Raw genomic sequence first — 21,530 nt, 5'->3', positions numbered from 1 at the left:
GAACAGGTCAGGATCGAAGGCCATGGCAAACGTGGTGGTGGTCGGCTCCCAGTGGGGAGACGAGGGCAAGGGCAAGATCGTCGACTGGCTGTCGAACCAGGCCGACGCGGTGGTGCGCTTCCAGGGCGGGCACAATGCCGGCCATACGCTGGTGATCGACGGGGTTACCTACAAACTGTCGCTGCTGCCCTCGGGGATCGTGCGCGGCAAGCTGTCGGTGATCGGCAATGGCGTGGTGATCGACCCCCATGCGCTGATCGCCGAGATCGAGCGGATCGTCGCCCAGGGCGTGGCGGTGACGCCGGAGCTGCTGCGCATCGCGGACAATGCGTGCCTTATCCTGTCGCTGCATCGCGAGCTCGACCAGAGCCGGGAATCGGCCAATGCGGGCACCAAGATCGGCACGACCGGTCGCGGCATCGGCCCTGCCTATGAGGACAAGGTTGGCCGCCGCGCCATCCGCATGACCGATCTGACCGATCTTGGCACGCTGATGCCGAAGATCGAGCGGTTGCTCGCTCACCACAACGCGCTGCGCCGCGGCCTCAGGCTCGACGAGATCAGCGCTCAGACGATCTATGACGAGCTCGCCGGCGTGGCGCCCAAGGTGCTGCCCTATGTGACGACGGTGTTCGACCTGCTCGACGACGCCAAGCGCGCCGGCAAGCGGATCCTGTTCGAGGGCGCCCAGGGCACGCTGCTCGACATCGATCACGGCACCTATCCCTTTGTCACCTCGTCCAACACCGTGTCGGGCCAGGCGGCGATCGGCTCGGGCATGGGGCCGGGCGCGATCAATTACGTGCTGGGCATCACCAAGGCCTATACGACGCGGGTGGGCGGCGGCCCGTTCCCGACCGAACTGGAAGACGAGAACGGCCAGATCATGGGTGATCGCGGCCGCGAGTTCGGCACCGTCACCGGCCGTCGCAGGCGCTGCGGCTGGTTCGACGCCGTGCTGGTGCGCCAGGCGGTGAAGACCAACGGCATCGACGGCATCGCCCTGACCAAGCTCGATATTCTCGACGTGTTCAAGGAGATCAAGGTCTGTGTCGGCTATGAGCTCGACGGCAAGCGGATCGAGATCTTCCCGGCGAACCAGGACGCGCAGCAGCGGATCACGCCGATCTACGAGACGATCGAGGGCTGGGATTCGACCACAATGGGCGCTCGCTCGTGGAGCGACCTGCCGGCCCAGGCGATCAAATATGTCCGCCGGATTGAGGAATTGATCGGCTGCCCGGTCGCGCTACTATCGACGAGCCCGGAGCGGGACGATACGATTCTGGTCCGCAATCCTTTCGAGTGACAGAGTAGGGAGCCGAGAGCTCAAGCATCGATGACCGATTACACGCCCCTGATCTCCCGTGCTGTTGCGGCATTGACGGAGAACACTGGCGAGGCGCGCCGAGCGCTTTACGAGCGTGCGCGCGTCGCGTTGATCGGTCAGCTTCGCAATATGGACCCGCCGCTCCCGGAGGAGCACATCACCCGCGAACGCCTGGCGCTCGAGGATGCGGTCCGCAAGATCGAGGCGGAAAATGTCGTCGAGAGCCTCGATGCCATGCTCGAGCGCGAACTGGTCAATCTGCAGGTTCCTGGCCATACGCCGCCGCGATCGGAAGCGATTTCGATCGGTGGTGCCCGCCAGGTCAGCGAGGCTGCCCATGATGCCGAGACGCTGGGTGATGCGGCTGCGTCCGCCAAACGCGCGGCGCAGGATCAGCTGACGCCGACGCACGAGAGCGCCGATCGCGTCGAGCCGCGCATGGGCGACAGCGGTCGTCCCGGCGGGTCGGAGCCGATCTTCAGCCCGATCGGCGGGGCAGGACCCGGTCCCATTCGCCCGCGCGTGTCGGTTCTGGCCCCGGACGGCGAACCGAAGGCACGCAAGGGTCGCGGCGGGCTGATCGCGCTGGTCGCCCTTTTGGTGTTGCTTGGCGGCGCCGGTGCCGTCGGCTGGTATGTCGCGACCTATCATCCCGAGCGCCTGCCGCCGCAGCTGACCGCGCAGCGGCCGGCTGTTGTGCCGCCGACACCTGCGCCTGCCCCGGCGCCGGTGCCACCGGCTGATCCAGACCGGCCGAAGCTCACCGATCGGGTTGGCGGCGATGCTGCGCCCGCACCTGTTGCGCCGGCCCCCGCACCTGTTGCTCCCGCACCGGCGCCTGTTGCGTCGGCACCCGCGCCTGTTCCTCCGGCTGCCCCGGCGCCTGTTGCGCCTGCTCCCCGCCAGATCGTGCCGGTCGACCCGGCGCCAGTGCCGGTTCCGGTCATTCCGCAGAGCGTGCCCGATCCGGCGCCCAGCGCGCAGGCGGCGCAGCCTGCTGCCGATCCGACGCCAGCGCCTGCCCCTGCGCCAGTCCCTGCGCCTGCGCCGCAGGTGGCGCAGCCTGCCCCAACTCCGGCGCCTGTTCCGGCCGTACCTGCTCCAGCGGCACCTGTCGCACCTGCTGCGCCGCCGACCGGCGGATCGCTGGCGGTTGCCCAGCGCGCGGCCCTGTTCGAGGAGACGCCGGGCAACCAGGCGGGCTCGCTGATGCAAGGGTCGGTCGTCTGGCGCACCCAGACGGTGAGCGTCGGCCAGGGTCAACCGCCAGATCTGGCGCTGGTCGGAGAGGTCTCGATCCCCGAGCGACGTATGGCGGTGACCATCACCATCCGGCGCAATCTCGACACGACGCTTCCCGCGAGCCACACGATCGAGGTGCTGTTCGCGCTGCCCCGCGACTTCGAGTTCGGCGGCGTGGCCGAAGTGCCGGGTATCCTGATGAAGGTATCTGAGCAGGCTCGCGGCGTGCCGCTGGTCGGTCAGGCGGTGCGCGTCACCAACGGGTTCTTCTTCATCGGCCTGTCAGCGTTCGACATGGACCGGAACAACAACATCACTGCGCTGAAGACCCGGCCGTTCTTCGACATTCCGGTGCGCTACGACAGCGGTCGGCGGGCGATCCTGACGGTGGAAAAGGGCGTTGCGGGTGACCGCGCCTTCGAGGAAGCGCTGACCGCCTGGGGCCAGTGAGCCGATATCAGCTGATACGGGCACCCGTAAAGCGCAAACAGAAAGGGAGGCCAGAGGCCTCCCTTCGTCGTTCGTAAGGCCGTGTTCCAGGCTTACTGGACGGTGAGCTGAGCCGGCGGCTTCTCGATCTCGCGGATCGACTTGACCACCGCGTCCTGGACCTTCTCGAAGGCGCGAACCTCGATCTGGCGGACGCGCTCGCGCGACACACCGAAGCGTTCGGCCAGTTCCTCCAGCGTGATCGGATCGTCCTTCAGACGGCGTTCCTCGAAGATGATCCGCTCGCGCTCATTGAGCACGGTCAAAGCGCGGGTCAGTGCCTGACGCCGGTTGTCGGTCTCCTCCGACTGCACCAGGACGCTCTCCTGGCTGTCGGAATCGTCAGCCAGCCAATCCTGCCACTCGCCGTCGCCATCCTCGCGCAGCGGCGCATTGAGCGACGCATCGCCGGACAGGCGCCGGTTCATGTCAACGACGTCCTTCTCATGAACGCCGAGCTTGGTTGCGATAATCTTGACCTGATCCGGCCGGAGGTCGCCGTCCTCAAGGGCCGAGATTGAACTCTTGGCCTTGCGGAGATTGAAGAACAGCTTCTTCTGATTGGCCGTGGTGCCCATTTTCACGAGCGACCAGGAGCGCAGGATGTACTCTTGAATCGACGCCTTGATCCACCACATGGCGTAGGTGGCCAGACGGAAGCCCTTGTCGGGCTCGAACCGCTTCACGGCCTGCATCAGGCCGACATTGCCTTCGGACACGACTTCGCCGATCGGCAGACCGTAACCGCGATAGCCCATGGCGATCTTGGCAACGAGACGCAGATGCGAGGTGACAAGCTGATGCGCGGCCTTGCCGTCGCCGTGCTCGCGCCAGCGCTTGGCGAGCATGTATTCCTGCTGCGGTTCCAGCATCGGGAACTTGCGGATCTCGTCGAGATAGCGCGACAGACCCGCTTCAGCGGAGAGGATAGGTAGAGATGCGGCACGAGCCATGAGGCCCTCCTTCTTCTGCCCCCGGACCATCCGGCGAGCGCCGGAATGCCCGCCCTTAAGCCCGGGCATCCCGCTGTTTCGCGGCTGCAATCGCCAGCCGCGATATCCCTATATATGTACGCCAAACCGTGGCGGAAGGGTGGCGAAACACCCTTTTCACCGCATTTCAATGCGCTTCTGACCTTAAATCTTGGTCATTCACGCCGGAACTATCTCCTTATATGCGCGTTTTGCTTCACCGGATTGTCACGTCGCTGCACATCCCCGTGAAGCTTACGAAACGGTCTCTCTGACCGTTACATTGCCGCTTGCTGGGCATCCCGCAGTGCTTCGTCGAGCCGCTGCAGGTCGGCGGGCAGGGCGCTCTCGAAATGCATGTCCTTGCCGGTCGTCGGATGCTGGAAGCCGAGCACCGCCGCGTGCAGCGCCTGTCGACCCAGGGTCTCCAGCGCGATGCGAGCATCCCCGGGCAGCTTGACGGTCTTGGTCTTGAAGCCCTTGCCATAGGTCTCGTCGCCGAGCAGGGGATGGCCGAGATGGGCGAGATGGACTCTGATCTGGTGGGTGCGGCCGGTTTCGAGGCGGCAGCGCACCTTGGTGACGAGGCCGCCAAAATGGGCCTCCGTCGTCACGTGGGTGATCGCCTCACGGCCGCCCTTGCGCACGGCGATGCGCTCGCGCGCCTTGGGATCGCGGTCGAGCGGCTGGTTGATGGTGAAAGAAGGGCGGGCCGGCTCGCCCCAGACGAAGGCGACATAGGCGCGTTCAAGCGGGCCGGTGCGACCATGATCGGCGAACTGCCGGGACAGGAGCACATGGGCCCGGTCGGTTTTGGCGACCACCATCAGGCCGGTTGTATCCTTGTCGAGGCGGTGGACGATGCCTGGCCGCTTGACGCCGCCGATGCCGGAGAGGCTGTCGCCGCAATGGGCAATCAGCGCATTGACCAATGTGCCGGTCCAATGGCCGGCGGCGGGATGGACGACCAGGCCGGCTGGCTTGTCGATGACGATCAGGTCCTCGTCCTCATAGACAACCGTCAGGGGGATGGCCTCACCCTGGGGCAGGGGATCCTCCGGCTCCGGCAGGGTCAGGGCGATTTCCTCGCCTTGATTGACCCTGTGGTTCGCATCCGTCATGGTCCGGCCGGCCAAAGTGACGTTGCCGCTCTCGATCAGGGCCTTGAGCCGCGATCGGGACAGTTGCGGCACATGGCGCGCCAGCAGCCTGTCCAGCCGCTCGCGCGCATCGTCCGCACCCGCGACGACCGTCATCTGCTCGCCCGTCACCAGCTTCCTCCCGCTTGTCGATTCCATGCCATGACCAACACGCCCAATGATGCCGATGTCAACGACCCCGCGACACAGGAGGTGGTAGCCAAGGCGCGCAGGTTCTCCGCAGTTTCGGCTGGAATCATGCTGGTGGGCGTTGCGACGGTCATCGGCGTCATCGTGTTCCGCCTGTTCACGATGCAGGGACCGGCCGTGACTGGCCAATTGGAACCCCCCGCCGGTCGGGTTATCGGGGCGAGTGCTGCCGGCGACAGGCTGACGGTCACCAGTGAGAACAACGGCGTCACCACGGTCACCGTCTATGACCTGAAGACGTTGCGCGAAACCCATCGGCTGGTGCTGGGTGGGCCTGCTGTCCCGCGGCGCTGACGCGCCCCGACAATTGTTGCCGGAACGGCGGGCTGCATCCTTGACCCGCCGGGGCCTTTGCGCTTATGAAGCGCGCTCCGCCGTAACAGGCGGCCGCGCTCCCTTCGTCTAGCGGCCCAGGACGTCGCCCTCTCACGGCGAAAACACCGGTTCGAGTCCGGTAGGGAGCGCCAAAATTTCCTGAAATCGCTGATTGTTCTTGTCTCGAGGCCTTTTGTCGGCCTGACAGTCAATGGCGTGATGCAGGCCGCTCCGTACCGTTCAGGAAAATGTCGATCGCCAGCCGTCCGCGCCGGGCGGGCAGGGCTTCCGAGGCCTGCATGTCCGTCTCGAAGGGCTTGGGCACCAGCACCGAAAACATCATGCCCATCAGGATCGCCGCTGCGTCGGCGGGATCCGCCAGGACGAGGCGGCCGCGTTGGCATTCGCGCGACAGCCATTGGCTGAGAAGCGCCTCTGCCGCGAAGGGGCCGTGGATGTCGAGCACCCCGCGAAGCTCCGGATGACGCCGCGCCTCGGCGATCATCACCTCGAGGATCGCATGCCGCGCCTTTGCCCGCGCGGGATCCAGATCCAGGCGAAAGATCGCGGCGAGCTCATCTGCAAGCGGCTGGTCGGAGACGGCGCGGGGCAGATCGAGAATGCTCGTGCGGTGCTGGTCGACGAGTGCGCCGAAGACCTGCTCCTTGCTGTCGAACAGGGCATAGAGCGTCTTCTTGGACAATCCAGCCGTCGTCGCGACCAGGTCCATCGTTGTGCCGGCATAGCCCTTCTCGGCCAGCACCTGGTGGAGGGCGGTCAGCACGCGGTCGCGCTGATGGGCGTCGCTCAACGCCTTGGGGCGACCGCGTCGGGGAGGGGCAACCAAGCTATCGTCCATGGCACTGACCGGAATGTGATCGACGGAGAAGATCCCGCGAGATTGACTCTATATGAGCTGCGTGATTAAAGAAACTATCGAGTTTACGAATGTTTCAGAATGTTTCTGCAGCGAAACCCACCGTTCCCCCACAGAGGTCCGCTCAGCCCTGGACGCAACACGCCTGCCAGTGCAGTGCGCGACGCCGGTGCCGTCGTCGGCCCGTGGTCGATCCGCGTGCTTGTGACCCTTGCCGGGCTGACGCTTGGTGGATGCGCCGTCGGGCCTGACTACCGCACGCCGCCGCTCGCGCTGCCGGCCCGCTACGAGCATGCGGCTCGCGCGCAACCCAACAGTGCCGCGGCCATCGACGGTTGGTGGAAGCGGTTCGGCGATCCGGTGCTGGACCAGCTGATCGCCGATGCGGTGCGCGGCAATCTGGATGTGGAACAGGCCAAGGCCCGTGTGCGCGAAGCCCGTGCAACGCGGCGCCAGACAGCCGCTGCCCTCGCCCCCTCGGTCGATGGAGCCGCATCCGCCACTCACAGCCGGACCAGCGCGTCGGGGACCGGCCTGAACACCTCCAGCAACCTTTATCAGGCTGGACTTGACACCAGTTGGGAGCTCGATCTGTTCGGTGCCAACCGGCGCAGCCTGGAAGCGGCGGACCGGGGCCGGGAAGCCGCGGACGAGGACCTGCGGTCGACATTGCTGACGCTGGTCGGCGACGTTGCCCGCAATTACGTCGAGGCGCGCGGCTACCTGGCGCGCGCTTCGCTCGCGCGGCGCACTGCCGCGAGCCAACGGGCCACCGCCGAACTGACCCGTGCGAAGGTTCAGGCCGGCGCGTCATCGCCGGTCGATCTTGCCAAGGCGGTGGCGCTGGCTGCCAGCACCGAGGCCAATGTACCGACCCTCGAAACCTCGTTCACCGAGAGCGCGCATCGTCTCGGCGTGTTGCTCGGCCGGGCGCCGGGCGCAGTGGCTGGCCAACTGCGCCGCGGCAGTGCCATTCCCGCGCCACGCCGGTCGCTGCCCGCCGGTCTGCCGGCCGATGTTCTCAGCAACCGGCCGGATGTGCGCAAGGCCGAGCGCCAGCTTGCGCAAGCCACGGCCCGCATTGGCCAGGCGGAGGCAGCTCTCTACCCGTCGGTGTCGTTCACCGGCAATCTTGCCACCAGCGGCGTGCGCGTCGGCGATCTCGGCAATGCTTCCTCGCTCATCTGGTCGCTGGGCCCGAGCGTGTCGGTTCCAGTGTTCGACGCAGGGCGGCGGCGTGCGGCGGTCGAGGTCCAGCAGGCCCTGCGCGATCAGTCCTATTCGGCCTTCCACAGCGCCGTTCTGACCGCGCTGGAAGATGTCGAGAACGCACTGGTCGGCCTCGCTCAGGAGCGCGTGCGCATGCAAAGCCTCGGCACCGCGACGCGCAATTACCGCGAAGCGGCGCGGCTCGCCCGCGTGCGCTACAGCGGTGGCACATCGAGCTTCCTCGACGTGCTCGACGCCGAACGGTCTCTCTACGAGGCCGAGGACAATCTGCTGCAAAGCCGGGTGGTGGCGGCATCGCGGTTCGTGGCGCTGGGCAAGGCACTTGGCGGCGGCTGGTCCGGCCCGGTCGATCCCGACCGGCCCGCCATCGTCGACCAGGACGCCGGGCCGCGGCTTGCCACGCAACCCTGAACCACCTTCGACCCCTTGTCCCCTGCGGAGATCATGGTTGTGAAACGCGTGCTCGTGCTGGTGTTTGCCGTCGTCCTGCTCGGGGCCGGCTATTATGGATATCACCGGTACGCCAATCCAGCGCCTGATACGCTTGTGACCGCCGCAGCGATCATCGGCGACGTCGAACAGACCGTGCTGGCCAGCGGCACGGTGAGGCCGGTGCGGCTTGTTGCCGTCGGCGCCCAGGTCTCCGGGCGGATCACACGGGTGGCGGTTACCGCGGGCCAGCGGATCGCCCGGGGCGACCTGGTGGCCGAAATCGATTCCACCTCGCAGCAGAACAGTCTGCGCAGCTCCGAGGCCTCGCTCCAGAGCGTGCGGGCGCAACGGGAGGAAAAGGCGGTCAGCCTCAGCTATGCAGAGCTCACCCTGGCACGCCAGCGCGCCATGCTCAGCCAGACCGCCACGTCACGGGCCGATTTCGAAGCGGCGGAATCCTCGGTGAAGACGCTCAAGGCGCAGATCGCCAATCTGGATGCGCAGGTCGTCCAGGCAGAGGCCAATGTCGATACCGCGAGGGTCAACCTCGGATATACGCGGATCACCGCCCCCATCGACGGAACCGTGCTCGCCATCGTCACGCAGGAGGGCCAGACGGTGAACGCCGTGCAGTCAGCGCCGACGCTGATCGTGCTTGGCGACCTGTCGGTCGTGCAGGTCCGTGCTGAAATCTCCGAGGCCGACGTGGTCAGGGTGCAGCCGGGAATGCCGGTCTATTTCACCATCCTTGGCGATACCGGACGCCGCTTCGATGGGCGTATCGAGACGATCGATCCCGCTCCGGAATCGGTGAAGACCGACAGCAGCTTCACCACATCGACCAGCACGAGTTCCAGCACGTCCAGTTCATCCTCGGCGATCTACTATTACGGCCAGTTCCGTGTGCCAAATGATGATGGGGTTTTGCGCACCTACATGACGGCGCAGGTCGTTGTTGTGCTTCGCGAGGCGAAGGGCGTCGTCACGATCCCGTCTGCGGCGATCGCCGCACGCACGGCGGACGGCATGGCCGAGGTCCAGGTGGTCGGCGCAGCCAACAGCGTCGAGATACGTCGGGTCAAAGTCGGGATCGACAACAAGGTCACCGCTCAGATCCTGACAGGCATCTCAGAAGGCGAGCGCGTGGTGACCGGGCGCCGGGCTGGAACTGGGGCGGCATCTAACCGTATCGGACTTCCCCCTCCGCCGGGAGGCATGTGATCGTGGGCCAGCCCCTGCTCGTTCTGAAGCACATCCGTCGCGAGTTCCGTACCGGCGAGGACACGTTCGCAGCGCTCAAGGACATCAATCTGACGATCGAGGCGGGCGAAATGGTCGCGATCATCGGCGCGTCCGGCTCGGGCAAGTCGACATTGATGAACATTCTGGGGTGTCTCGACCGGCCCACCAGCGGCGAATACAGCGTGGCCGGGCGGAGCGCTGCCGACATGTCGCCTGACGAGCGGGCCGATCTGCGCCGCGACCATTTCGGCTTCATTTTCCAGCGATACCACCTGCTCGAAGAGCTGACCGCGCTGGACAATGTCGAGATCCCTGCGATCTACAGCGGCCGCGGACCTGCCGCCAGACACCGGCGCGCAACCGACCTCCTGTCGCGGCTGGGCATGGGCGCGCGGCTCATGCATCGACCGAACCAGCTCTCCGGCGGCCAGCAGCAGCGTGTCTCCATCGCGCGCTCGCTGATGAACGGTGCGGATGTCATCCTGGCGGACGAGCCGACCGGGGCTCTCGACAAGCAGACCAGCAGCGAGGTGCTGGACATCCTGAAGGAGCTGAATGCCGAAGGGCACACGGTGATCATCGTCACCCATGATGCTGGCGTTGCGGCCCATGCCCGTCGGGTGATCGAAATCAGCGACGGCGACATTGTGAGCGACGTCCGACAGGGTGCGGAAACTGCCGCCCCCTCAGTCAACGGCCGCAACGAGACGGGGGCGGGCCGTCGGGGCCTAGCCGGTCGGCTGGGCGGCTTGCGGGAAGCCGCCCGGATGGCTCTGATCGCGATGAACGCGCACCGGATGCGCAGTTTCCTGACCATGCTCGGCATCATCATCGGCATCGCGTCGGTGCTCAGCGTCGTGGCGCTTGGGCAAGGCACGAGCCGGAGCGTGCTTGCCAATATCAGCAGCCTTGGCACCAGCACGCTGGAAATCTTCCCCGGGACAGATTTCGGCGATGTTCGGTCCGGCAAGATCAAAACGCTGGTGCTGGATGATGTTCGCGCGCTCCAGATGGAGCGGTTCGCCGGCGATGTCACGCCAACCGTGTCCACATCCTCGACTGTCCGCCTGGGCTCGACAGAGGCGAGTGTCATGGTCAATGGCGTGGGAGATCGTTATTTCGCGGTCAAGGGGACGCAGATTCGGCAAGGACGCTTCTTCGATGCCGAAAGCGTGCGCTCGATCGCTCAGGAAGTCGTCATCGACGACAACACATTCCGGACGCTGTTCCCGCTCAGGACGGAGCGTCCGATCGGCACCATCATCCTGATCGGCAAGGTGCCCTGCCGCATTGTCGGCGTCACGGGGGCGCAGCAAAGCGGCTTCGGCGCCAGCCAGAACCTGACGGTCTATCTCCCCTACACCACGGTGCAGGCGCGTTTCCTCGGCGACTCGTCGTTGCGCAGCATCCTCCTGCGCGTTGGTGACGCCACGCCGTCCAGCGAAGCGCTGGTCTCCGCGACCCGCATCCTCGATCAGCGGCACGGGCGCCGGGACTTCTTCATCCTGAACACCGACGACATTCGCCGAACCATCACATCGACGACCGAGCTCTTGACCCTGCTCGTCGCGGCCATCGCGGTCATCTCCCTCATCGTGGGCGGCATCGGCGTGATGAATATCATGCTGGTTTCGGTGGTTGAACGAACCCGCGAGATCGGTGTCCGGCTTGCTGTCGGCGGGCGTTCCGGCGACATCCTTGAGCAGTTTCTCATCGAGGCCGTACTGATCACCCTGATCGGCGGCATTCTCGGAATCGCTGCGGCGCTAGGCTTCGGGCTTGTGTTCAATGCCCTGGTCTCGGGCTTTTCCCTGATCTACTCGCCTGTCCTGGTCGCGCTCGCCTTCGGCTTCTCGAGCCTGATTGGCCTTGCCTTCGGCTTCCTGCCGGCGCGATCCGCGGCAAAGCTAGATCCGGTGGACGCGCTGGCGCGGTGACAGAGCCCGGTTGAGCCCCACTCGCTTTGTGCCTTTCGGTCTGAAACTGACCAAGGCAAGGCGAAGCCCTTGACCCGTCACGCCCCGGTCTGGAGCGCCTATTCCGCTGCCAGAGTCTGGCCGCCCTTCCATGTCCCGACCGGTTCGGGACTGAGGAACTGGCCGGCATATTGAATGACGTTCTCGGTCGTCTCGCGCATATGGCGCTCGATCAGGCTCCGGGCGCCAACCGCATCGCGGGCAATGATGGCTTCCATGAGCGTGCGGTGTTCGACGTCCTTCGGCCGCCATTTCGTCCGGAACTGGCACGACATGCGTTGATATCGGTTCGCGCGCTGGAACAGCTTGTCCCGGAAATCGAGCAGGGTCGGCGACTGGCAGGCGTTGACCAGGGATCGATGAAAGCCGCCATGCAAAACCGACCATTCGTCGGACAGGAAATAGTGGTCGCCCAGCCGCTCCTTCAGGCGGTCCATGCGGTGGAAGGCCGCCATGATCTCGGCTTCCCAATCGTCATCGCCATGAATGATCGAGCGGCTTATGCATTCCTGATCGACGAGCACCCGCACATTGGTCAGATCCTCCAGATCGGATAGATAGAGCGGCGCGACCATGAAGCCTCGCTGCCCTTCGCTCAGCACCAGTCCTTCAGCCACCAGCCGCGACAGGGCCTCACGCAGGGTCGAGAAGCTGACGGCATAGAGCTCCTTCAAGGCCTCGAAGCGCAGCCGGGTCCCGGGCTTCAGGGTGCAGCTGATGATGTCGAGCCGCATGCGGTGCAGCACATCGCCCGCCCGCGTTTCCTCAGTTGCTTTCGGTTCCGTCTTGGCGGCCATCGAGAGGCTCCGTCGGCCCTGCGGCATCCACACACTGGCAGAACTGCCAGTTCGGATTGAAGGTTGCGGAGGACACGCCAACGGTCCCCCGTTCCCCAAGCTCCGGCGGGCATTGCCGACAATGCCCGGCTCCTGTATCGCAGCTTCGCACCTGCAGCGCAATTCCGATCTAATTTCGAAAATCCTTGGATGCGAGCCACTCGTGCCTGCAGACTGTGAAAGGTCAGGAGTTGTACGCTGGTAAGGCGTTCGCCTGGGGAGATTGAGGCGGAGCTTCCATCGCCCGCCACCATTGTCCGTATTTTCGAAAATCGATGCTTCAGTCGAAAATGGATTGATTGGCGGCGGGGCGTGAGCTAGGACTCAGCCAACAAATATGGGGGAGACGCTGCCATGACCCATCTGGTTCATGCGATCGGGCACATGAAGATCAATACCAATGTCGCCGATGCGGTGGTCACCGAGGCGACCCAGATCCTCGGCCTGCGGGTGACGCGTGAGGGGAGCGGGCAGACCTGGCTGAGCTCCAATGGACGAGCCGCCGAACTTGTCCTCGTCCATGCCGACGAGAACTCTGCCCACACGATCGGCCTGGAGGCCTTGACCACCGACGATGTCCGCGCCGCGGAGGCGCGCGTTGCATCGGTCAATTGCAAGGTCGTGAGCCGTGAGCCTAGCCTCGACTGCATGGCGGCCGGCTTCACCTTCATCACGCCGGAGGGGCTCCGTTTCGAGATCCACACACCGATCCGGGACAGCATCTATTCGCGGCGCAATGCGACCTATGGCGTCGGTGCGAACCGGATGGATCACATCAACCTGTTGACGCCCGACCCGAATGCAACCCGCGCCCAGCTTGAAGCGATCGGCGGGCTTCGCCTGTCCGAGCGGATGGCCAATGACAGCCTCAGCTGGATGTACGGCGGCAACCGCCAGCACCACATCCTTGGCCTGGTGAAGGGCAAGGTCGGCCTCCACCACGTGTCTTTCGAGTTCCTGGACACCAGCCAGTTCATCCGGCTTGGTGACACGCTCGATCGTTTCGACAAGCAGCTGCTCTGGGGGCCCGGCCGCCATCGTCCGGGCGACAATCTCTATTCCTATTACGTCGATCCGGCCGGCGCGATGATGGAATGTTCCAGTGGTATGGCGCTGGTCGCCGATGACGCCAATTTCGAGCCGAATGTCATCACCAATCTCGCCCGCCCCGGCAATGTGCGCGTCATGAATGTCTGGGGAACGCCCGCGCCGCCCGAATGGCGCGAGTTCTATTTCCCCTTCGCAGCGGTTGCCTGAGCCGGCCGCCAAACGGTCACGCCAGTTCCCGGGCGCCCATGAGGCCCCATCTGAGGATTTCGCCATGGAAGAAAAGCTCACGTTCCACTCGGATGGCCTGAAGCTGTCCGCCGTGCTTCACGTTCCGGAAGGCCGCAAGGCCGGACAGCGGCTGCCGGCCTTCATCGTCCTGCACGGTTTCGTCGGTTCGAAGGACGAATCCCATGCCGAGATCCAGGCGCGTATGCTCGAAGAGATGGGCTATGTCGCGCTGCGTTTCGATTTCCGCTGCTGCGGCGAAAGCGAGGGCGAGCGCGCTCAGGTCAGATGTTTCGATCAGGTCGCCGATGCCAAGAACGCGCTGACCTTTCTGCAGGCGCGCGAGGAGGTTGATCCCGCACGGATCGGTGTGCTGGGGCACAGTTTCGGTGCTGCAGTGGCCGTCTACGCCGCCGGTATCGACAGCCGCTTTGCCTGTGTCATCTCGTCCTGCGGCTGGGGCGACGGCGAGCGCAAGTTCCGCGGCCAGCACCCGACGCCCGAGGCCTGGGCGAAATTCACCGGCCTGCTGGAGCAGGGCCGGCGCCACAAGCGCGAGACCGGCCAGAGCATGTGGATCTCGCGCTTCGACGCGGTCCCGATCCCCGAACATCTGCGGAAGAATCTGTCGCCCAAAGCGATCATGGAAATTCCGGTCGAGACCGCGTGGAGCATGTACAACTTCCGCGCCGACGACGTTGTCGCAGACATCTCGCCCCGGCCCATCCTGTTCTTCCACACCGCGAACGACACGATCACGCCGACCGAGCAGTCGATCCGCATGTACGAGAAGGCCGGCCAGCCGGCTGAATTGTTGCTCGTGACCGGTACGTCGCATTTCCCGCTGTCGCCGCAGGATGCGCCGCGCACCAAGTCCATCCTCAAGGGCTGGCTCGATAAATATCTGCCGAGCCCGCTGGGAGCCTGATGATGGCAGCGCCCGGTGGACAGCGCCGAATTGCAGCTGATGCGCTGGAGCGGTTCGCCGCCGATCTTCTGGCGGCTGGCGGTTTTGCGCCGGATCATGCGGCCGAGACAGCAGCCATGCTGGTCTGGGCCAATCTGCGAGGCGTGGAGTCCCACGGCGTGTTGCGCATTCCACGCTATGTCGAGATGGTCGGGCTTGGTCTGATCAACCCGAAGGCGCAGGTCCGGCAGGTCGCCGGGCGCGGAGCCGTCTCGGTTCTGGATGCCGACCAGGCCCCTGGCGCGGTGGCGATGAATGTCGCGACAGAAGCGGCCATGGGGCAGGCCCGTGATCATGGTGTCGGCTGGTGCGTCGTCAAGCGCATCACACATGCCGGCGCGATCGGATTCTATGCAGAAAAGATCGCGCTCGGCGGCCTTGTCGCCATGGTGATGACGGCGTCGAAGCCGTTGATGATCTACCATGGGTCTCAGGCCGAGGGCGTCTCCACCAATCCGCTGGCGATCGCAACACCAACGGCCGATCCCAGCCATCCGCTCGTCTTCGACATGTCGACCGCGGCTGTTGCCGCCGGCAAGATCACGGCTGCCAAGGATGCTGGCCGAATGATCCCACTCGGCTGGGCCGTGGATGCCGAGGGACGAGAAACGACCGATCCCGCGCAGGTGAAAGCGGTCCTGCCAATGGCCGGACCGAAAGGGACCGGCCTGTCCCTGATGATCGAGGTTCTCTCCAGCGTTCTCGTCGGCAATCCCTTGATCGCGGCTGCGTTGAATGGAGCGAAGGAGCCCGGCGGGAATGGCGTGGTCGTCGCGCTCGATCCGACGGCCTTCGGAGCCGAGGCTCAGTTTGCCAAGGGCGTGAGCGAACTCACGGCCGCCATCAAGGCGTTGCCGGCGGCGGCCGGGACGGAAGCCGTCCTGCTGCCCGGTGAGCGCGGTGATGGCGAGCGCCGCAGGCGCCTTGCCGCCGGCATTCCTTTGGCCGCCGGAACTGCGTCGCGTCTCGTGACGCTTGCCAACACATTGGGAGCCGCAGTGCCTGCCGAACTGGCTTGAGCGAGCGTCAGTCTCTTGCCCCGATCTGCCCAACGCAGGTCGCGAATGCCACGAACAACAAGAACAGACCTCGGAGGAAACAATGTCGAAGATCCTGGTGGCCCTGCTGGCGGGTCTCTGCGCGCTGGCCTCGCCCGTTGCGGCCAATGACTTTCCCAATCGCCCGATCCGGGTGCTCCACGGCTTTGCCGCGGGAGGCAATGCCGACATCGTCGCGCGGATCATGGCCGAGGAGATGCGGAAGATCCTGGGGCAGAGCCTCATCGTCGAGCCGCGTCCCGGCGCTGGCGGCAATATCGCCTCGCAGGCGACCGCGCGGGCGGACGCGGACGGATACACGATCGTCCTGCTGACCACAGCCCACGCCATTTCGCCGGCCCTGATCCGGGCGCAGAACTTCGACCCGGTGGCTGACTTCCAGTTCCTGTCGATGGTGACGGACTTCCCCTTCTTCATCGTCGTCAATGAAGCCTCCCGGTTCCGGACCATTCAGGATCTCGTCGCGGAGGCGCGCGCCAAGCCGGGGACCTTGACCGCAGGAACGGCCGGTGTGGGGACCGGCCACCACATGGGCCTTGAATTGATGTCGAGCACGCTTGGCGTGAAGTTCGTCCATGTTCCCTACCGCGGCGATTCAGGGGCGATCACCGGAGTGCTCGGCAGCAGCGTCGACTTCATCATCGCGCCTGGAGCCGCCGTCCTGTCGTCCATCGAGGATGGCAAGCTGCGGGCCTTGGCCGTGACCGGGCCCCGCCGTTGGGCAACGACCCCTGCCGTACCAACACTGTCGGAGAGCGTTTCGCCGGGCCTTGAAATGATGGCCTGGATCGGCTTCGCCGCCCCCCAGAACATTCCGCGCCCGGTGCTCGACCGTCTGAATGCGGCCATCCGGCAGGCTGTTGATTCAACGGAAGTCCGTGCGCGACTTGCCTCGCTCGGCGGCTATCCGAGCGCCAGCACGCCCGAGGAAATGACGCGGAAGGTCACTGCACAGATTGCACTCTGGAAGGACGTTGCTGCCAAGGCGGGAATGGTCGCGCAATAGTCGTCTCTTGCCGCTCGCCGTTCCGGACGGTGGCTGGCTAGATGCCGAATGAGGGATATTGCCAAGACGGGCATAGGCCGCGAGGCTTCGCGCCCGTCGGCCCGACGCGTTGGGCCATATCAATCGAGATCATCAGAGCATGGACCAGCCCTCGACACGCGAGACAGATCTGGATGTCCTTGATCGGCTCATGACCGCGCGGCACAGCTGCCGCGCCTTCCTGCCCGAGCCGCTGCCACGTCCGACCATCGAGACGATCCTGCGCGTGGCGCAGAAGACCGCCTCCTGGAACAACACCCAGCCCTGGCAGGTGGTGATCGCCAGTGGGCCAGCTGTCGAGCGCTTCAGGGCGATGATGGTTGAGAAGGCCTCGCGGTCTGATCCGCCGGCTAGCGACTTTCCGTTCCCGCGGGAATATCGAGGTGCCGCGCTGGAGCGGCGCCGGGCCTGCGGTTTCCAGCTCTATGATGCAGTCGGCGTGGTACGCGGCGACAAGGCGGCCTATGCGCGCCAGAGTCTGCGCAATTACGAGCTGTTCGACGCGCCGCATGCGGCGATCATCACCGCCGACGAGCCTCTGGGTCCCTATGGTGCCGTCGATTGCGGCGCCTATGTCTCGAATTTCATGACGGCCGCCCGTGCGCTGGGCGTGGCGACGATCGCGCAGGCTGCGCTCGCGGTCTATTCGGATGCAATCCGCGCCCATTTCGGCATCGCCGATGACCGCAGGGTGGTCTGCGGCATTGCTTTTGGCCTCGCCGACGAGGCTGCGCCCGTCAACGGCTATCGGACAGCGCGGGCGAGCCTGGACGAGGTCGTCCACTTCGTGGACTGACGATCGTGTGGCTCAGCCGTTGAACGGGTCGCCGGCACCCGCGCGGGTTTCGGCCGCCGAATAGGCGTCGGCGATCAGCGGGCTGTCCGGATAGGCGGCGTGGAAGTCGCGTTCGATCTTGTCGAAGGGCAGGTCGGCCCACGATCCGTGATGGCGGACATATTCCATGTGCTTGCGGCCGCCAGCGTCGAATTCCTGCAGGATGGCGTCGCTTGTGCCATCGAATTCGGTCGGTGCGACGCCGAAGCGGTTGCACAGTTCGATGTTGAAGGCAGGTGCCGCCTTCACCCATTGGCCGTCGATGCGCATCAGCGCAAAGCCATGATCGACGAACAGGTTGCTGCCGCCCATCTGCCGGGTGAGCTTTTCCGAGGACAGGTGGTTGGTGACATCGGCGAGGCCGATGGCCGAGGGAATGCCAACCGCGCGGGCGAGGGCAGCCAGCAGCACGGCCTTGGTGATGCAATAGCCGTGGTTGGCCTGCAGCACCTGGCTCGCGGTGTGGTGTGCGTGGGTCAGCTTCAGGTCGAAGGGGTCATACCGCCAGCCGTCGCGGACGCGATAGAACAGCGCGACGGCCTTGTCGCGGTCGGTGGTCGCCTGGCCGATGGCCTCCACCGCGAAGGCGCGAATGCTCGGATGATCGGAATCGATGAAGCGCCCGGGCGAGAGGTAGTCCGGTGACATGCCGAGGTCTTCGCCCGCGGGGATGTGGAGCATGTCCGGGTTCCTCGCCTGGGCGATGGTGACCGGCGGCGCGAGACTGCGCCGCCCTGGCATGGGAGACGTCAGAGCGCCTCGACGATCGTCACATTGGCGATGCCGCCGCCTTCGCACATGGTCTGCAGGCCATAGCGCTTGCCGCGCGCCCGCAGGGCATGGACGAGGGTCGCCATCAGTTTGGCGCCGCTCGCGCCCAGCGGATGGCCGAGTGCGATCGCACCACCATTGACGTTGAGGCGCGCTGGGTCGGCGCCGGTATGGCGGAGCCAGGCGAGCGGCACGGGCGCGAAGGCCTCGTTCACCTCGAAGAGATCGATGTCGTTGATGCTCATGCCGGCGCGCTTCAGCGCCCGGTCGGTGGCCGGCAGCGGTTCTTCCAGCATGATCACGGGATCGCCGGCGGTCACTGTCAGGTTGTGGATGCGGGCGAGCGGCTTCAGTCCGTGTTCGCGCACGGCCTTCTCATTGGCGATCAGCACGCCGGATGCGCCGTCGCAGATCTGGCTGGCATTGGCAGCGGTGATCACGCCACCCTCGACCAGGGTCTTGACCGAGCCGATGCTCTCCATCGTGGCGTCATAGCGGATGCCCTCGTCACTGAGGTGCATGTGGCCGTCGACATCCACGCCGACAATCTCGTTGGCGAAGGCCTTGGCGTGGGTTGCGGCGGCCGCGCGGCGGTGGCTTTCCAGTGCGAAGGCGTCAAGCTCGTCGCGGGTGAAACCGTATTTCTTCGCGATCATCTCGGCGCCGGTAAACTGGCTGAAGCCCTGGACGCCGAAGCGCTGCTGAATGCGCTGGGAGAAGGGGCCCTCGCCGATGCCGGCCTTGGCATAGAGCGAAACATTGGTGCCCATCGGCACGCGGGTCATGCTCTCGATGCCGGCGGCAATGACGATGTCCTGGGTGCCGGACATCACGGCCTGAGCGGCAAACTGGATCGCTTGCTGCGAGGAGCCGCACTGGCGGTCGATGGTGACGGCCGGCACGCTCTGCGGCAGCTTCGATGCGAGCACGATATTGCGACCGACATGGAAGGCCTGCTCGCCACCCTGGGTGACGCAGCCGACGATCACGTCCTCGATGGCTGCGGGATCGATGCCGGTGCGGTCGAGAAGGCCGTTCAGCACCTCGGCGCCGAGATTGGCCGGGTGCCAGCCGGCAAGCTTGCCGCCACGGCGGCCACCAGCCGTCCTGACAGCATCGACGATATAGGCTTCAGCCATCGGAACTCTCCCTGTTCGACCGTTCAGACCGGTCTTGCGTTCTTCCAGTCGCGTTTGATCTTCTTGGCCAGTGACCATTTGTGCACTTCGGTCGGGCCGTCATAGATGCGGAAGGCCCGCACTTCGCGGAACACTTGTTCGACGATCGTGTCGCCCGAGACACCCATGCCGCCCATCACCTGGACGCAGCGGTCGGCAATGCGCATCAGCGCTTCCGAAACGGCGACCTTGGCCATGGAGCTCTCGGCAGTGCCGAGCGAACCGGAATCGAGGATGCTGGCGCACCAGTCGATCATCAGTTCGGCCTGTTTCAGGTCGATCAGGTTTTCGGCCAGCATGAAGCCGACGCCCTCATGGTCGACCAGCAGCCGGCCGAAGGCCTCGCGGCGGCAGGCATAGTCGGTGGCGATCTCGTTGGCCCGCGTGCAGGCGCCAAGCCAGCGCATGCAATGCGAGAGACGAGCGGGCGACAGTCGGATCTGGGCATATTTGAAGCCCTCGCCGCTGTTGCCCAGCATCTGGTCGGCGGGGACGCGCAGGTTGTCGATGGTGATTTCGGCGTGGCCGCCGGGCATCGAACTGTCGATCGTGTTCAGGACACGGTCGATGCGGATTGCCGGATCGGGCAGATCGACGAGGAACATGCAGGCGCCGTCATCGGACTTCGCCATGACGATGCCGACCTTGGCGCCTTCGGCGCCGGTAATGAAGGTCTTCTTGCCGTTGATCACCCAATGGTTGCCGTCGAGCCGGCAGACCGTCTTCATCATGGAGGGATCGGACCCTGCGCCGCCATCGGTCGCCGGTTCGGTCATAAAGAACGCCGAGCGCGCGCGCCCCTCGACCAATTGCTTCAGGAAGCGCTCCTTCTGGGCATCGCTGCCGACCTTGCCGAGGAGGTACATGTTGCCTTCGTCAGGCGCGGCGGTGTTGACCGCGACCGGGCCGAGCGGCGACAGACCGCTATGGCGGAGCACATAAGCCGTCTCGACCTGGGTGAGATGATCGCCACCGGCGAGGATATGCGGCGTCAGTACGCCGGCCGCGCGCGCCTTGGCGCGCATTTCATGGACGAGGTCCTCGGACGGTCCATGGGAACCGCAGCGCGGGTCGCGCTCGTAAGGCACGATGACGTCGCGCACAAAGGCTTCGACCCTCGCAGCAATGTCCTTCGCGCGTTCTGAGGGACCTGCTGGCTCGTGATGCGAAGCCCTCATTTCGGTGTCATGCGGATTGCGCCATCAAGGCGGATGGTTTCGCCGTTGAGCATCGGATTGGTGACGATGGCTTCGACCATGTGGGCATATTCGTCTGGGTGGCCGAGGCGGGACGGGAAGGGCACCTGAGCGCCGAGCGAATCCTGGGCTTCCTTGGGCAGTGATCCCATCAGGGGCGTGAGGAACAGGCCGGGCGCGATGGTGACCACCCGGATGCCGTAGCGGGCGAGTTCGCGGGCGATCGGCAGGGTCATGCCGACGATGCCGCCCTTCGAAGCTGCGTAGGCTGGCTGCCCGATCTGGCCGTCGAAGGCGGCCACCGAGGCCGTGTTGACGATCACGCCGCGCTCCTCGCCGATCGGGTCGGCGGTGTGAAGGCGGGCAGCAAACTTGGACAGCACGTTGAACGTGCCGATCAGGTTGACCTGGATGATCTTGTTGAAGTCTGCCAGCGGGAGAGCCGAGCCGTCGCGGGCGATCACCTTGGCGGGCGGGCCGATGCCGGCGCAGTTGACGCAGATGCGGGCCTTGCCGTGCAGGCCCTCGGCCTCGGCGAGGGCTGCATCGACGGCGGCCTCGTCGGTCACGTTGACCTTCACGAAATGGCCGCCGATCTCCTTGGCCTTCTCGACGCCCAGGGCCTCGTTGAGGTCAAAGATCGTGACCTTCGCGCCGGCCTTGGCCAGCCGGGATGCGGTGGCGCCACCAAGACCGGAGGCGCCTCCGGTCACGATTGCGGCAAGTCCATGGGCGTTCATGCTCGGATTTCCCTTGTCGGCGTGGTTGGAGGCAACCGATCCGCGGCGCTGAAACGCCACTGAAAAACAACGACTTAGGGGTAGTGATCGCCTTGGAGCCCGTCAATCCGACACTTGGCCGATGGGGAGGAGGCCGATGAGTGCCGATCACTTGAAAGCGTTCAGCTGCGCCTTGG

The 21,530-nt window shown here is 65.3% G+C and carries 19 protein-coding genes and 1 tRNA gene; 12 read left to right on the top strand and 8 right to left on the bottom strand.

Features of this window, described 5'->3' with window-relative positions; genetic code table 11:
• Positions 1–22: 22 nt before the first annotated feature.
• The gene (locus tag E8L99_RS23040) at positions 23–1,309 is read left to right on the top strand and encodes an adenylosuccinate synthase (protein ID WP_137101753.1); all 1,287 of its coding nucleotides are present in this window, start codon (positions 23–25) and stop codon (positions 1,307–1,309) included.
• A gap of 30 nt (positions 1,310–1,339) precedes the next feature.
• Positions 1,340–3,022, top strand: coding sequence for a hypothetical protein (locus E8L99_RS23035; RefSeq protein ID WP_137101752.1), 1,683 nt, complete (start codon positions 1,340–1,342; stop codon positions 3,020–3,022).
• 92 nt (positions 3,023–3,114) lie between these two features.
• On the opposite strand, the gene rpoH is transcribed toward E8L99_RS23035, so the two are convergent.
• Both rpoH and E8L99_RS23025 read right to left on the bottom strand, forming a co-directional pair.
• Positions 3,115–4,014, bottom strand: a complete 900-nt coding sequence (gene rpoH, locus E8L99_RS23030) for an RNA polymerase sigma factor RpoH (RefSeq protein WP_137101751.1) — start codon at positions 4,012–4,014, stop codon at positions 3,115–3,117.
• A gap of 296 nt (positions 4,015–4,310) precedes the next feature.
• Entirely contained in the window at positions 4,311–5,288 is a 978-nt protein-coding gene (locus E8L99_RS23025) for an RluA family pseudouridine synthase (protein ID WP_137102252.1), read from the bottom strand.
• A gap of 45 nt (positions 5,289–5,333) precedes the next feature.
• On the opposite strand from E8L99_RS23025, the gene E8L99_RS23020 reads away from it, so the two are divergent.
• Both E8L99_RS23020 and E8L99_RS23015 read left to right on the top strand, forming a co-directional pair.
• Entirely contained in the window at positions 5,334–5,675 is a 342-nt protein-coding gene (locus E8L99_RS23020) for a DUF6476 family protein (protein ID WP_137101750.1), read from the top strand.
• A gap of 97 nt (positions 5,676–5,772) precedes the next feature.
• Positions 5,773–5,848 (top strand) — tRNA-Glu (locus tag E8L99_RS23015).
• 56 nt (positions 5,849–5,904) lie between these two features.
• Here E8L99_RS23015 and E8L99_RS23010 read toward each other — a convergent pair.
• On the bottom strand, positions 5,905–6,555 hold the full coding sequence (locus E8L99_RS23010) for a TetR/AcrR family transcriptional regulator (protein WP_137101749.1): 651 nt from the start codon (positions 6,553–6,555) through the stop codon (positions 5,905–5,907).
• 174 nt (positions 6,556–6,729) lie between these two features.
• On the opposite strand from E8L99_RS23010, the gene E8L99_RS23005 reads away from it, so the two are divergent.
• From E8L99_RS23005 to E8L99_RS22995, 3 genes are read left to right on the top strand one after another with little or no spacing between them, the layout of a single operon-like run.
• Positions 6,730–8,214 carry an efflux transporter outer membrane subunit gene (locus tag E8L99_RS23005; RefSeq protein WP_252511199.1) on the top strand — a complete coding sequence of 495 codons (1,485 nt, stop codon included), beginning with the start codon at positions 6,730–6,732 and terminating at the stop codon, positions 8,212–8,214.
• 33 nt (positions 8,215–8,247) lie between these two features.
• Positions 8,248–9,456, top strand: a complete 1,209-nt coding sequence (locus tag E8L99_RS23000; RefSeq protein WP_137101747.1) for an efflux RND transporter periplasmic adaptor subunit — start codon at positions 8,248–8,250, stop codon at positions 9,454–9,456.
• 2 nt (positions 9,457–9,458) lie between these two features.
• Entirely contained in the window at positions 9,459–11,414 is a 1,956-nt protein-coding gene (locus E8L99_RS22995; protein WP_137101746.1) for a MacB family efflux pump subunit, read from the top strand.
• Positions 11,415–11,512: 98 nt separating this feature from the next.
• On the opposite strand, the gene E8L99_RS22990 is transcribed toward E8L99_RS22995, so the two are convergent.
• Positions 11,513–12,250: a GntR family transcriptional regulator gene (locus E8L99_RS22990; protein ID WP_137101745.1), complete on the bottom strand. Its 738-nt coding sequence runs from the start codon at positions 12,248–12,250 to the stop codon at positions 11,513–11,515.
• Positions 12,251–12,643: 393 nt separating this feature from the next.
• On the opposite strand from E8L99_RS22990, the gene E8L99_RS22985 reads away from it, so the two are divergent.
• From E8L99_RS22985 to E8L99_RS22965, 5 genes are all read left to right on the top strand, one after another.
• Positions 12,644–13,546, top strand: a complete 903-nt coding sequence (locus E8L99_RS22985; RefSeq protein WP_137101744.1) for a VOC family protein — start codon at positions 12,644–12,646, stop codon at positions 13,544–13,546.
• 64 nt (positions 13,547–13,610) lie between these two features.
• Positions 13,611–14,492, top strand: a complete 882-nt coding sequence (locus tag E8L99_RS22980; RefSeq protein ID WP_137101743.1) for an alpha/beta hydrolase — start codon at positions 13,611–13,613, stop codon at positions 14,490–14,492.
• A gap of 2 nt (positions 14,493–14,494) precedes the next feature.
• Positions 14,495–15,550 carry an Ldh family oxidoreductase gene (locus E8L99_RS22975; protein ID WP_137101742.1) on the top strand — a complete coding sequence of 352 codons (1,056 nt, stop codon included), beginning with the start codon at positions 14,495–14,497 and terminating at the stop codon, positions 15,548–15,550.
• Between the two features lie 82 nt (positions 15,551–15,632).
• A complete protein-coding gene (locus E8L99_RS22970) occupies positions 15,633–16,595 on the top strand; it encodes a Bug family tripartite tricarboxylate transporter substrate binding protein (protein WP_137101741.1) in 963 nt (320 codons plus the stop codon).
• Positions 16,596–16,785: 190 nt separating this feature from the next.
• The gene (locus tag E8L99_RS22965; protein ID WP_137102251.1) at positions 16,786–17,430 is read left to right on the top strand and encodes a nitroreductase; all 645 of its coding nucleotides are present in this window, start codon (positions 16,786–16,788) and stop codon (positions 17,428–17,430) included.
• Positions 17,431–17,442: 12 nt separating this feature from the next.
• Here the strand turns inward: E8L99_RS22965 and E8L99_RS22960 are convergent, their stop codons facing one another.
• From E8L99_RS22960 to E8L99_RS22945, 4 genes are all read right to left on the bottom strand, one after another.
• Positions 17,443–18,150 carry a transglutaminase-like domain-containing protein gene (locus E8L99_RS22960; protein WP_168201809.1) on the bottom strand — a complete coding sequence of 236 codons (708 nt, stop codon included), beginning with the start codon at positions 18,148–18,150 and terminating at the stop codon, positions 17,443–17,445.
• Positions 18,151–18,218: 68 nt separating this feature from the next.
• The gene (locus E8L99_RS22955; protein WP_137101739.1) at positions 18,219–19,379 is read right to left on the bottom strand and encodes an acetyl-CoA C-acetyltransferase; all 1,161 of its coding nucleotides are present in this window, start codon (positions 19,377–19,379) and stop codon (positions 18,219–18,221) included.
• A gap of 23 nt (positions 19,380–19,402) precedes the next feature.
• Entirely contained in the window at positions 19,403–20,596 is a 1,194-nt protein-coding gene (locus tag E8L99_RS22950) for an acyl-CoA dehydrogenase family protein (protein WP_137101738.1), read from the bottom strand.
• A complete protein-coding gene (locus E8L99_RS22945) occupies positions 20,593–21,354 on the bottom strand; it encodes an SDR family NAD(P)-dependent oxidoreductase (RefSeq protein WP_137101737.1) in 762 nt (253 codons plus the stop codon). Before E8L99_RS22945 ends, E8L99_RS22950 begins: the two co-directional genes overlap by 4 nt.
• Between the last annotated feature and the right edge of the window lie 176 nt (positions 21,355–21,530).

The sequence above is a fragment of the Phreatobacter aquaticus genome (genome assembly GCF_005160265.1).
Classification (GTDB): Bacteria; Pseudomonadota; Alphaproteobacteria; order Rhizobiales; family Phreatobacteraceae; genus Phreatobacter; species Phreatobacter aquaticus.
The sequence above is the reverse complement of the archived record's forward strand: the minus strand, read 5'-3'. Positions and strand labels throughout refer to the sequence as shown.

Coding starts and splice junctions, on each gene's coding strand:
- E8L99_RS23040 (WP_137101753.1), top strand. CDS start 23: ATGGCAAACGTGGTGGTGGTCGGCTCCCAGTGGGGAGACGAGGGCAAG.
- E8L99_RS23035 (WP_137101752.1), top strand. CDS start 1,340: ATGACCGATTACACGCCCCTGATCTCCCGTGCTGTTGCGGCATTGACG.
- rpoH (WP_137101751.1), bottom strand. CDS start 4,014: ATGGCTCGTGCCGCATCTCTACCTATCCTCTCCGCTGAAGCGGGTCTG.
- E8L99_RS23025 (WP_137102252.1), bottom strand. CDS start 5,288: ATGACGGTCGTCGCGGGTGCGGACGATGCGCGCGAGCGGCTGGACAGG.
- E8L99_RS23020 (WP_137101750.1), top strand. CDS start 5,334: ATGACCAACACGCCCAATGATGCCGATGTCAACGACCCCGCGACACAG.
- E8L99_RS23010 (WP_137101749.1), bottom strand. CDS start 6,555: ATGGACGATAGCTTGGTTGCCCCTCCCCGACGCGGTCGCCCCAAGGCG.
- E8L99_RS23000 (WP_137101747.1), top strand. CDS start 8,248: ATGGTTGTGAAACGCGTGCTCGTGCTGGTGTTTGCCGTCGTCCTGCTC.
- E8L99_RS22990 (WP_137101745.1), bottom strand. CDS start 12,250: ATGGCCGCCAAGACGGAACCGAAAGCAACTGAGGAAACGCGGGCGGGC.
- E8L99_RS22985 (WP_137101744.1), top strand. CDS start 12,644: ATGACCCATCTGGTTCATGCGATCGGGCACATGAAGATCAATACCAAT.
- E8L99_RS22980 (WP_137101743.1), top strand. CDS start 13,611: ATGGAAGAAAAGCTCACGTTCCACTCGGATGGCCTGAAGCTGTCCGCC.
- E8L99_RS22975 (WP_137101742.1), top strand. CDS start 14,495: ATGGCAGCGCCCGGTGGACAGCGCCGAATTGCAGCTGATGCGCTGGAG.
- E8L99_RS22970 (WP_137101741.1), top strand. CDS start 15,633: ATGTCGAAGATCCTGGTGGCCCTGCTGGCGGGTCTCTGCGCGCTGGCC.
- E8L99_RS22965 (WP_137102251.1), top strand. CDS start 16,786: ATGACCGCGCGGCACAGCTGCCGCGCCTTCCTGCCCGAGCCGCTGCCA.
- E8L99_RS22960 (WP_168201809.1), bottom strand. CDS start 18,150: ATGCTCCACATCCCCGCGGGCGAAGACCTCGGCATGTCACCGGACTAC.
- E8L99_RS22955 (WP_137101739.1), bottom strand. CDS start 19,379: ATGGCTGAAGCCTATATCGTCGATGCTGTCAGGACGGCTGGTGGCCGC.
- E8L99_RS22950 (WP_137101738.1), bottom strand. CDS start 20,596: ATGAGGGCTTCGCATCACGAGCCAGCAGGTCCCTCAGAACGCGCGAAG.
- E8L99_RS22945 (WP_137101737.1), bottom strand. CDS start 21,354: ATGAACGCCCATGGACTTGCCGCAATCGTGACCGGAGGCGCCTCCGGT.